At 61.8% G+C, this 11,019-nt stretch carries 8 protein-coding genes and 2 pseudogenes; 6 read left to right on the top strand and 4 right to left on the bottom strand.

Going from position 1 to position 11,019, the window contains the following annotated elements; genetic code table 11:
• Positions 1–9 precede the first annotated feature (9 nt).
• Positions 10–567, top strand: coding sequence for a DUF5804 family protein (locus WDJ60_RS15685; RefSeq protein WP_340101585.1), 558 nt, complete (start codon positions 10–12; stop codon positions 565–567).
• Here the strand turns inward: WDJ60_RS15685 and WDJ60_RS15690 are convergent, their stop codons facing one another.
• The gene (locus tag WDJ60_RS15690; protein WP_340101586.1) at positions 568–1,473 is read right to left on the bottom strand and encodes a PLP-dependent cysteine synthase family protein; all 906 of its coding nucleotides are present in this window, start codon (positions 1,471–1,473) and stop codon (positions 568–570) included.
• A 151-nt stretch (positions 1,474–1,624) separates the two neighbouring features.
• Between WDJ60_RS15690 and WDJ60_RS15695 the strand changes: the two genes are divergently transcribed.
• Positions 1,625–2,011, top strand: coding sequence for a thioredoxin family protein (locus tag WDJ60_RS15695; protein ID WP_340101587.1), 387 nt, complete (start codon positions 1,625–1,627; stop codon positions 2,009–2,011).
• A 7-nt stretch (positions 2,012–2,018) separates the two neighbouring features.
• Here WDJ60_RS15695 and WDJ60_RS15700 read toward each other — a convergent pair whose 3' ends face one another.
• Positions 2,019–4,214 (bottom strand): thioredoxin domain-containing protein, encoded by a 2,196-nt coding sequence (locus WDJ60_RS15700; RefSeq protein WP_417750467.1) that lies wholly within the window; start codon positions 4,212–4,214, stop codon positions 2,019–2,021.
• Between the two features lie 88 nt (positions 4,215–4,302).
• Between WDJ60_RS15700 and purD the strand changes: the two genes are divergently transcribed.
• Positions 4,303–5,595, top strand: coding sequence for a phosphoribosylamine--glycine ligase (purD, locus tag WDJ60_RS15705; protein WP_340101588.1), 1,293 nt, complete (start codon positions 4,303–4,305; stop codon positions 5,593–5,595).
• 145 nt (positions 5,596–5,740) lie between these two features.
• Here the strand turns inward: purD and WDJ60_RS15710 are convergent, their stop codons facing one another.
• Positions 5,741–6,499 carry an Lrp/AsnC family transcriptional regulator gene (locus tag WDJ60_RS15710; protein ID WP_417750469.1) on the bottom strand — a complete coding sequence of 253 codons (759 nt, stop codon included), beginning with the start codon at positions 6,497–6,499 and terminating at the stop codon, positions 5,741–5,743.
• Positions 6,500–6,734: 235 nt separating this feature from the next.
• On the opposite strand from WDJ60_RS15710, the gene WDJ60_RS15715 reads away from it, so the two are divergent.
• Positions 6,735–7,160 carry a universal stress protein gene (locus WDJ60_RS15715; RefSeq protein WP_340101590.1) on the top strand — a complete coding sequence of 142 codons (426 nt, stop codon included), beginning with the start codon at positions 6,735–6,737 and terminating at the stop codon, positions 7,158–7,160.
• A 3-nt stretch (positions 7,161–7,163) separates the two neighbouring features.
• Positions 7,164–9,398: an amino acid permease gene (locus tag WDJ60_RS15720; RefSeq protein ID WP_340101591.1), complete on the top strand. Its 2,235-nt coding sequence runs from the start codon at positions 7,164–7,166 to the stop codon at positions 9,396–9,398.
• A gap of 225 nt (positions 9,399–9,623) precedes the next feature.
• Here the strand turns inward: WDJ60_RS15720 and WDJ60_RS15725 are convergent.
• A pseudogene (locus WDJ60_RS15725) lies at positions 9,624–10,184 on the bottom strand (MFS transporter); the annotation flags it as partial.
• Between the two features lie 49 nt (positions 10,185–10,233).
• Here WDJ60_RS15725 and WDJ60_RS15730 point away from each other — a divergent pair.
• Positions 10,234–11,019 (top strand): annotated as a pseudogene (locus WDJ60_RS15730) (hypothetical protein); the annotation flags it as partial.

An 11,019-nucleotide genomic window follows, 5' to 3' on the forward strand; every position in this document is an offset into this window, starting at 1 on the left:
GGTGCGGGTATGACCCGGGTCTGTCTGGTCGGCAACGACGACGTGAACCTCGGCTACGAGTTGCTCTCGCGTGAAACGTCCCGGAACGCGCTCGTCACCTACGACCTCCGGGAACCGTTCGAGAACGCCATCGGCATCGAGACTGTCAGCCTCGGTGCTGCCGTGGCGCTACTCAACGACCTCGACTGGTATCTCATCCGGTTCGTCGAGGAAGCACTCGTCCTCGAACCGTCGATCAGCGACGACGAGTGGCTCTCTCGGGACCTCGCGGCGGAAATCCGAGCAGACGAGGCCGACGCTGAAACCGTCGACCGATATCTCAAAGTCTACGGTATCGAGCACCCCGGCGAGGACGGGCCAGACACCGAAGACGCGACGAAAGCTGATGAACCCGAAGACGAATCGGACACTGACGACGAGCCAGCCGAACCGACACAGGACCGTCCGCCCCGACTCGTCGAACCGATGCTGGTCGCCCGGACCGGCGAGACGATTCCCGAGTACGACCTCCGTGACGTCGAGGAAACGCTCGTCGTCCGGCTCACCGAATCGGAGTTCGACGCCTGATTACTCGTCGAACATCCCGGTAGACATATACCGCTCACCGGAGTCCCAGAAGACCGTCACGACCAGTGGGTCCTCGACTTCGTCACGCAACTCCTCGGCCACCCGTTTTGCCGCGACGAGTGAGCCGCCGGAGGACTGCCCGACGAGGATCCCCTCTTCGTGAGCGAGACGGCGACACTCCGCCTCGGCGTCGTCGATAGTGACAGTCTCGACGCTGTCGAGGAGGTCAACGTCCATATTCTCGCTGACGAATCCCGGTCCCATACCCTGAAAGTCGTCGTCGCTGGGTTCGCCGCCCGAAAGCACGGCGTTGTCCGCGGGTTCGACGGCGACGATATCAATTTCGGGGAACGCCTCCCGGAGCCGACGGCCGATGCCCGTTATCGTCCCGCCGGTGCCGACCCCGGCGACGAGCGCGTCGACTGTTCGGTCTCCGACCTGCTCGATGATTTCGGGACCCGTGGACTGGTAGTGCGAGTCGGGGTTCGCGGCGTTCTCGAACTGGCGCATCTGGACGTAGTCGTCCTGTTCGTCGAGTTCGTCCGCGCGCTCGCGGCAGTCGCTTATGGTCCCTTCGATGAGTTCGAGGTCGGCACCGTAGGATTTCATTATCTGTCTTCGTTCGGGCGATTTCGAGGACGGCATGATGAGCAACACGTCGTACCCCTTGGCCGCGCCGACCATCGCCAGTCCGATGCCGGTGTTGCCGCTCGTCGGTTCGACGATGGTGTCGCCGGGCTGAAGGTCACCGCGTTCTTCGGCGTCTTCGACCATCGTCAGTGCTGGCCGGTCTTTGGCCGAGCCGCCCGGATTGAACGACTCGACCTTCGCCGCTATCGTCGTTCCCTCGGGCGACTCGACGGCGACCAGCGGAGAGCCGATAGTGTCGAGAATACTCTCGTCCATTGCCGTGGCGTATGCTACCCCCACATAAACCATGTCTGCCACCGGCAGGGCGTGCCGTCGTTGCGGTCACAGCGAGTTGCTCCGTCTGTGACCGCCCCACAGGGAGTATACGACGAATACTCTTAACCCAGGGCGCGTCCAACGTTGTAATATGCCACTCGAAACGATGGAACCGAACCCGGTGTGGGTACAGGATGCCTACGCCGAAACTGTCGACGTGTTCGAAGCCTACGGGCAGGACCTCACGTTCCGTGTCTGGGGCGGCGACTGGTGCAAAGACTGTCGGTCACAGCTCCCGGATTTTGGGGCTGCACTCGATGCAGCAGAAGTTCCCGATGACAACGTCATCCACTACGAACTCGACAAGGACAAACAGGGGCCTGGCGTTGACGAGTACGATATCGAACTCATCCCGACTGTGGTCGTCGAACATGAGGGCGAAGAGATTGCGCGCTTCGTCGAGGAGGAACCAGTTCCGATCGCCGTCTATCTCGCCGACCGTATCGAAGAGGCGCTCGGTGCTGTCAATAACGAGTAACGTGTCTCTATTTTTGTAACTGCTCGTCAGCCCACGACAGCGCCTCGCTCAGATCGTGGCGTGGCGGCGAACAGGTGAACGACCGACAGACGTACACCGTCGGCTCGCCGTCCCGCTGCGTCCGGTCGGCCCAGATTGCCGGGGCATCGTCGAGATCGAGCGTCGACAGCCACCCCTCGAACGTCTGCTCGTCGGCCGGTCGCCACGCCAGCAGGCGCATCGGCAGGTATCGTTCTGCTAGCGTCTCGGACCAGCTATCAGGGGCTTTGTCGGCGACGAGTGTCAGTTCGAGTGAGCCCGTCGCTAGCCTGTCCGCAGCCAGCGTCAGTGAGGCGTGCTGGAGCGGGTTCGCGTCGATTTTCGACGCGTGCGTCTCGACGACCCGCGTCGCAATCTCTTCGAAGCGGTCGTGCGTCGTGAAATGTGACAGCGAGAGGAGTAGCTCTGCGGCGACACCCGCACTGGAGGGAGTCGACTGGTCGCTGACTTCCTGCGGCCGAGCGACGAGAGATTCTCCGCCGGTCTGAGTGAAATACAGCGTACCGGCGTCGTCGTCCCAGAACCGCTCTTCGATAGCACGTGCGAGGTCCAGCGCAAAGGCGAGGTGGTCCACGTCGCCGGTCGCCTGATAGAGATCGAACGCGCCTCGCGCGAGGAAGGCGTAGTCCTCGAGATAGCCGTCGATTTTCGTTTCGCCGTCCTTGTATCGGCGCTGAAGTCGGTCTTCCTCTCCGTCCCAGAGTTGCTCGCGGACGAACGAGAGCGCATCGGCGGCAACGTCAGCGTACGTTTCGTTGAGGACGAGCGCACCGTCTGCGAGCGCGGAGATAGTAAGCCCGTTCCAGGACGCGAGTATCTTCTCGTCGCGTGCGGGCTGCGGGCGTTCGCTACGTGCCTCGAACACCTGTTTACGCGCTCGTTCGATGGCTCCTTGGACGTTTGCGGCGTCCATGTCGTACTCTTCGGCCAGTTCGTCGGTGCTGGTTCTCTCGGTCAGCACTGTCTGTCCGTTCTCGAAGTTCCCGCCCGGCACGACGCCGTAGCGGTCACAGAAGAGGTCCGCCGCCGTCTCGTCGTCGACGGCGTCGTGGATTTCGTCGGGCGTCCAGACGTAGAACGCACCTTCCTCCTGCTCGCCGCTCTCACCTTCATTGCTCTCGGGTCGCTTTGCTCCCCGCTCGCTTTCTCCGCGGTCGCTTCCAGCGGGTTCGACCGCGCTTCGTGCGTCTAGTGTACTATAGAATCCGCCGTCCGGATGCTGGAGTTCCCGCTGGAGGAACTCGAAAGTCTCCGTGACCACGTCGGCGTAGCGCTCTGTGCCGGTCAACTGGTAGCCGGCCAGGAACGCTCGCGGGATCTCGGCGTTGTCGTAGAGCATCTTCTCGAAGTGGGGGACGGTCCAGTCGCGGTCTGTCGTGTAGCGGTGGAAGCCACCGCCGACGTGGTCGTAGAGACCGCCGCTCGCCATCGCGTCGAGCGTCTCGGTCACGACCTCCTGGTACTCCCCGCGGCCACCGCGAGCGACGTTCCGCATGAGGATATGGAGACGAGTGTTCTGTGGGAACTTCTGGCCGCGTCCCCACCCGCCGTGTTCGCGGTCGGCTCCACGCACTGCCGCCTCGGCGGCGTTCTCGATAGCGATGGTTCCGGGTGCCTCACCGGGCTGGTCGGGGACCTCTTCGAGTTCGCCTTCGATGGCGCTGGTCCACTGATCGGCCCGGTTTTCGATTTCATCCCGTTCTTCGGGGTCGTTCCACGAGTCTTTGATGTCCTGGAGCAGCCCCAGAAAGCCGGGCTGGCCGCGTTTTGGCTCTTTCGGGAAGTATGTCCCGACGTAGAAGGGGCGGCCGTCGGGCGTGAGCCACGCCGACAGCGGCCACCCGCCGCGGCCGGTCACCTGCTGACAGATGGACATGTAGATGCTGTCGATGTCCGGCCGTTCCTCACGGTCGACTTTGACCGGGACGAAGTGTTCGTTGAGAACCTCGGCGACGGCTTCGTCCTCGAAGCTCTCCTCGGCCATGACGTGACACCAGTGGCAGGCGGCGTAGCCAATCGAGAGGAAGATCGGTTTGTCACTCTCGCGAGCGGCTTCGATCGCTTGCTCGTCCCACGGTTGCCAGTTGACGGGGTTGTCGGCGTGGGCCTGGAGGTACGGAGACTGCTCCTCGTCCAGACGGTTGCGCTGGGTCGGGTCGGTCATGCAGTTCAGTCCGTGCGCTGGACGCAAAAGATATTGGTCGCGGGAATGAGTGGAAACGCTTACGTCGCCGCCTACCACCCTTCGAGATATGACAGAGACAGTGCTGCTCGTCGGTGGTGGCGGCCGCGAGCACGCGATTGCTCGCGCGCTTGCCGACTCGAACGCCGACCTCTACGCATGCGCGGGGAACAAGAACCCCGGCATCGCCCGACTCGCCGAGGGATTCGAGACGCTCGACACCACGAACCCGACCGCCGTGGTCGACTTCGCCCGCGACTCCGGTGTCGACCTCGCCGTCATCGGTCCCGAAGCCGCACTCGAAGCGGGTGTCGCCGACGCGCTCGACGATGCAGACATCTACACCTTCGGCCCGCAGGAGGCAGAGGCCCGCATCGAGACTGACAAAGCCTTTCAGCGGCGCTTCATGGAGGAACACGACATCCCGGGCTGTCCGGACTTCGAGACGTTCGAGGACATGGAGGCCGCCTGCGAGTACGTCGACGAGTACGACGGCGACCTCGTGGTCAAACCCGCGGGCCTGACCGGCGGCAAGGGCGTCCGCGTCATGGGCGACCAGGTCGACGCTGAAGGTGCAAAGGAGTACATCCGCGAGTCCGAGTACGACCGCATCGTCCTCGAAGAGCGACTCGTCGGTGAGGAGTTCACCGTCCAGGGCTTCGTCGCCAACGGCGACCTTCGGGTGACGCCTGCGGTCCAGGACCACAAACGCGCCTACGAGGGCGACGAAGGACCAAACACCGGTGGTATGGGTTCCTACAGCGACTCCTCGCTGGAACTGCCCTTTATGAGCGAGTCGGAGTACATGGACGCCATCGACATCATGCAGGCCGCTGTCGATGCGCTGGACGGCTACAAAGGAGTGCTCTACGGCCAATTCATGCTCACCGCGGAGGGCATCAAGGTCGTCGAGTTCAACGCCCGCTTCGGTGACCCCGAAGCGATGAACACGCTGCCAGTGCTGGAGACGGACTTTCTCGACGTGCTCACGGCCGCACGCGATGGCGACGACCTGCCGAAGCTGAAGTTCCAGCGCCAGGCTACCGTCTGCAAGTACGCTGTCCCGGAAGGCTATCCGACCGACCCCAAATCCGGTGCGCTGGTCAAGGTCGATGAAGAATCCGCGGGCGACGCGATACTCTACTACGCCAGCGTCGACGAGCGCGAGGACGGTATCTACACGACCACTTCGCGGTCATTCGCCGTCGTCGGCATCGCAGACAGTATCACCGAAGCGGAGGAAATCGCGGAGGATGCGCTGGCCGTCGCCGGCGAGGAAGGGCTACGTATCCGCCACGACATCGGCAAACCGGACCTCGTCCAGCAACGTATCGACCACATGGCAGAACTCCGCGGCGAATAGCACAGTTCACAGGGCTGTCTGCACCGGTCGTCGAACTCGCATTCGGGACAGCAGTCGTCACCCTCCGTTCGTCGGTTCCCGCAGTTTCGACACTCGTAGAGACTATCGCTGTCCTCGAACAACTGTCTGAGAACCGACCGGAGCATCACTCGACCCGTGTCTGGTTGTCGACAAAGGCCGTGAGTGTTTCGTCCGTGCCGCCACCGCGCGAGAGGAGCGTCACGATATCGTCGGACTGGACCGTCGTACTTCCGTGGGGCGTCATCACTCTATCACCGCGCTCGATGGCGATGACCAGGGTATCCTCGTCCAGCGTTCCGTCGTCGACTGCTCCGGCGAGCGTCTGTCCGACGATAGGGGCTCCTTCCTGGACAGTCACGTCGACGACGTTCGCGTCGCCAGTGAGGCTGATGAAGTCTGTCGGTTCGTACCGGGACCGTGCCTCTTCGGGACCGAACTGCGCGTACGGGACCGACGTCTCGCTCTCGACGAGATTTTCGTCTTCGATTTCGATGCCGAGTTTCGAGAGCGCACGCGAGATGCGCCGCAGATCCTCCGTATCTTCTCCGACGGCGAGAACGTGAAGATTCTCCCGCCCGGTCATCAGCTCCCGGACGTTGATGACGCCTGGGACAACCCGGGCATCCTGTGACAGTGATTCGCGTTCTGCAACGGGAACGGTACAGGTGTAGAGATTCGTCAGACGGCCATCTGCGCTCTCGAAATCGACTTCTGCGCGGTACCCGGTGATGATGCCGTTCTCCTCCAGTTGGGCGATGCGGTTCCGTATCGTCCCCGGCGAGACGTTGACCTTCTCTGCAATCGTCGGTGCGGAGGTATCCCTGGCGTTTGCCATCAACTCGTACAGTATCCGGCGGTCGATATCATCCAGCCGATAGTCCATAGCCGACCTACGCTGGGTCATTACTTTACACCGCCGCTTGTCTGTGAATATTCATATTACAATATAGGTTGACTCTCATTCCGCCATCAATAAAATAACGCCCCGAATTTTGCGGAAGGCGGAATACTAGCAGAGGGATTATATATGGAGTATCCAAATCGCTTAGTATGATTACGCTGGCAACGATATCGGGGCTCAAAGGGGCAATCCGGTCTGGCTGGTCGAGGAGGCAGCTATGATGCTGTTCGACCACGTCGTGATTCCTGTCGCGAGTGAGGAAGACGCCATCGCAACCTGTGCGTCGCTGGACCCCTACCTCGACGGAATCGAGCGGGTCACTGCCGTTCACGTCATCGAGAAGGCGGGTGGTGCGCCGGACAAAGCGCCCCTAGAGAAACGTCGGGAGGACGCCGCCGAGTTCCTGGCTGTGGTCGACAGTCGTCTCGGTCAGTCCGTTGCTGTCGACTCACGAATCGTCTACGGGACCGACGTGGTCGAGCGACTGTTCGAGGTTGCCGACGATGTCGGCGCGTCTACACTCGCCTTCCGCGCTCGCGGCGGGAGCCGCATCGTCAGGCTGCTCACTGGTGATACCGCGACGCGTCTTGTAACCGACCCACCAATTCCGGTCGTCTCACTGCCGGCCCAAGAGGAGGACTAACCGATGGCTGACGAAGAACTCGCAAAAGACCTCGGGCTGGTGTCGGCGCTGGCTATCGGTATCGGGACGATGATCGGTGCCGGTATCTTCGTGTTGCCCGGCGTGGCCGCACAGACGGCCGGGCCGGTCGTCGTCGTCTCGTTCGTCATCGGCGGCCTCGTCGCGATGATCAACGCCCTCTCCGTCTCGGAACTGGGGACTGCGATGCCGAAAGCCGGCGGCGGGTACTACTACATCAACCGTGCACTCGGGCCGATGTTCGGCTCGATTGCTGGCATGGGCGACTGGATGGGGCTGGCCTTCGCGTCGGCTTTCTATTCCATCGGATTCGGCCAGTATCTCAACGTCTTCCTCCCGCTCCCGTCCGTCGCGTTCCTGAACTCCTTCCAGGTGGGCGCGCTCTTTGCCGGGGCAGTCTTTGTCGGCGTCAACTACATTGGAGCGAAGGAAACCGGCGGTGTCCAGACGGCTATCGTTCTCATTCTCCTGTCGATTCTGGGCGTCTTCTCAGTCGTTGGGTTCCTGTCGTTCGATTACGGGACGCTCGTCGGTTCGGGCGGCATTGCTCCGACAGAAGAAGGGTTCGGTGCGATTCTCCCTGCGACCGCACTCGTGTTCGTCTCCTTCCTCGGATATGCCAAGATTGCAACCGTGGCCGAGGAGTTGAAGAATCCGGGACGAAATCTCCCGCTCGCCATCATCGGTAGTGTCGCGCTGGTCACGGTGGTGTACGCGGTGCTCGTGACGGTGATGCTCGGCATCGTTCCCTGGCCCGACCTGAGTACGGACGCACCCGTCGCACAGGTCGCTGAGATCTCGTTCCCGGGTGGACTTGCGGGCGTCGCTGCGGCAGCGATGACACTCGGTGCGCTGCTGGCGACGGCGTCGTCGGCGAACGCCTCGATTCTCGCCTCGGCACGCATCAACTTCGCGATGGGTCGAGACCGCATCGTCACCAACTGGCTCAACGAGATTCATCCCAACTACGCCACACCCTATCGGTCGATTCTCGTCACCGGTGGCCTCATCATCGTGTTCATCGCACTGCTCGGACAGGACATCGCTGTCCTCGCGAAGGCCGCCAGCGTGCTCCACCTCGTCGTCTACGCGCTGATGAACGCAGCGCTCATCGTGTTCCGGGAAGCCGACGTCCCGGAGTACGACCCCGACTTTACCGTCCCGTTCTATCCGATCACGCCGATACTCGGCGCGGTGCTCTCACTCGGACTGGTGGCATTCATGGATGCCATCGAAATCGCGCTGTCGGGCGCGTTCGTCGTCGCGGCCGTCCTCTGGTATTTCGTCTACGCCCGCTCGAAAACCCCACGCGAGGGTGTCCTCTCGTCGTACATCCGGAACCGACAGGAAACGATGCCCGATACCGTCGTCGATGCCGCAGACGCCGTCGCACCGAACGGGGGCGGAGAGCCGACGATTATGGTCGCGCTGTCGAATCCACGCACTGAACGCGCACTGGTCACGCTCGCGGCAGCACTGGCGAGTCACCGTGGCGGGCGCGTGCTCGCCGCACACGTCGTCACTGTCCCCGACCAGACACCGCTGGACGTGGCGACTGACGGCGCTGTCGAGACGTCAGAGAATCTGCTCGCAGAGGCCGAAGCTGACGCGGATACCTTCGATGTTCCAATCGAAACACAGACGATTCTCTCACACCGCGCGTTCGAAGAGGTGTTCGACGCTGCCAAGGCCCACGATACCGATGCGCTCGTGATGGGCTATGGGGGGGCACGGCTTGCTGGTGGACGGGCAGAGAGCGCACTTGATGAACTTGCACACGACCTCCCCTGTGACGTGCTCGTCTTCGACGGCGCAACGTTCGAAATCGCGGACATCCTCCTCCCGACTGCGGGCGGCTACTCGTCGGCGCTCTCGGCGGAAGTGGCCACGTCGCTCCAAGAAACCCTCGGGGCGAACGTGTCGCTGCTACACGTCGCCGACGAGGAGAGTACAGGCAGGGAGTTCCTGACCGACTGGGCCGACAGCCACGCACTCGCCGATGCGACGATGCTCGTGGAGACTGGTGATGTTGAGGCTGCAATCGAACGACACGCACAGAACCACGACCTCGTCCTCATCGGCGCGACCGAACGCGGACTGCTCTCGCGTATCGTCCGCGGGTCACTGGCTCTCGAAGTCCTCCAACAGGTCGAGACACCAGTCCTGATGGCAGAGCGACCGGACGAACGGTCACTCTGGGAGCGGTTGTTCGGCCGGTAGTGGGCAGCCAATACGGTTCGAATCGTCTGTCTCCGGATTTTGAGAAGTTCCAGTGTCGGTCTTCCGCAACCTGGGGGTCTGACACAGAGCTCGACTGACGGGAAAGTAGCAGATTGGCTGGGGCCGTCTAACGGGAACTCACCGTTTCACTGCTGTTTCCAGGGCTGATTGCCCTGTCGCCGGCCTACTCGCGGCAGTATTCGTCTCCTTCGCCAACACCGGATTTCAGCCACGTCCCCCTGCCAACTGTGCAGATTCCGGGAGGCCCTTGAGCGTCAACATTGCGGCTGTCCCGACGAACGGACCGACGACGAGCGGTGCGAACGCCCACTGCCAGCCAACCGCGTTCTGGACGACAGGAATCAGCTGAATCGACCCGATGGTGATGAGAAAGCCGATTGCCGTCTGCAACGTCAGCGCCGATCCGACGTAGCTGTCTTCGGCCAGTTCCGAGACGGCCGCCGAGAACTGTGCGGAGTCGGCCACGATGAAGAATCCCCAGACGAGAACGAACGGGACGAGTATCAGGAGCGAGGACCCGAAGACGATGCCGGCGAGCAGGCAGGCAGTTCCGGAGACGCCCATCGAGACACTCGTGACCAGCGAACGGCCCCAGCGGTCGGCGGCAGACCCGGCGAGCCACGCCCCGACACCGCCGATAGCGATGGTCCCGAAGGCGAGCAGGGCAGCGATTTCTTCCGGGTTTGAGACGCCGCTTGATTCGAGGCTGGCCAGCAGGTAGAGCGGTATCCACGTCCAGACGGCGTACAGTTCCCACATTGAACCAACGACTTTGACCATATTTATTACGGGGTTTGAGTGGGATGTATACTGCATGGGAACTGCACAGGACGATGATGAAACTCAGTCTGACGATGATGATTCAAAGTTCAAGGAAAGTGAAAGTCCATACAGCCAGAAAACAAACGGCGAGCGTGTGCGTGGCAGTCGGGCCAGCGTAGAAAGGGCGGCGGCAGACAACAAGATTATGCAGTCCGACGCCGACGCGATTCTTGAGTTTGAAGCCGCGTTTGACCCGGAAGATGCCACTGTACAACTGCCGCACGATCTCTACACCAACGGGCGAAAAACGAGCTACAAAACGCCAGGAACCCGCCGGGCGTGGCTCCAGCGGTTGAAGTTCATCGCCAAAGAACTGCCACTAACAGACAGTGACGCAGAACAAATTAACGCCTACACCACAAAAAAGGTCAAAACAGACGCGTGGGCCAGTAAGACGGCGAAAACATACGAAGAGACGTTAAAGAAATTCTACCGCTATCATTCGGACTTGGGCATTGTTCCTTCAGAGATAGCAACCCACGAACCCGACCGTGTGAGGTGGGACGAGCGGGATATGCTGGAAGCCGACGAACACCACGCACTCACAGTTGAAGCACCGTCACACCCACGGGACGAAGCGGTTGTGAACCTCTTGATGTACACAGGGATGCGAAATACGGCACTTAGGATGTGCCGGGTGAAAGATATAGACGTGAAGTACCACGGGCACGGTGGCCCGTGGCTTCGCCGTGGTCTCTGGCGTGGAGCCAGCGAAACGACCGGTGGCGAATTTAATTCCGCCCGCACTCGTCTCTGGAGAGACTTGCGTGGAACCGGT

This window comes from Salinibaculum salinum (assembly GCF_037645885.1).
In the GTDB taxonomy this organism is placed as follows: domain Archaea; phylum Halobacteriota; class Halobacteria; order Halobacteriales; family Haloarculaceae; genus Salinibaculum; species Salinibaculum salinum.

Coding starts and splice junctions, on each gene's coding strand:
- WDJ60_RS15685 (WP_340101585.1), top strand. CDS start 10: ATGACCCGGGTCTGTCTGGTCGGCAACGACGACGTGAACCTCGGCTAC.
- WDJ60_RS15720 (WP_340101591.1), top strand. CDS start 7,164: ATGGCTGACGAAGAACTCGCAAAAGACCTCGGGCTGGTGTCGGCGCTG.
- WDJ60_RS15700 (WP_417750467.1), bottom strand. CDS start 4,214: ATGACCGACCCGACCCAGCGCAACCGTCTGGACGAGGAGCAGTCTCCG.
- WDJ60_RS15715 (WP_340101590.1), top strand. CDS start 6,735: ATGATGCTGTTCGACCACGTCGTGATTCCTGTCGCGAGTGAGGAAGAC.
- WDJ60_RS15710 (WP_417750469.1), bottom strand. CDS start 6,499: ATGGACTATCGGCTGGATGATATCGACCGCCGGATACTGTACGAGTTG.
- purD (WP_340101588.1), top strand. CDS start 4,303: ATGACAGAGACAGTGCTGCTCGTCGGTGGTGGCGGCCGCGAGCACGCG.
- WDJ60_RS15690 (WP_340101586.1), bottom strand. CDS start 1,473: ATGGACGAGAGTATTCTCGACACTATCGGCTCTCCGCTGGTCGCCGTC.
- WDJ60_RS15695 (WP_340101587.1), top strand. CDS start 1,625: ATGCCACTCGAAACGATGGAACCGAACCCGGTGTGGGTACAGGATGCC.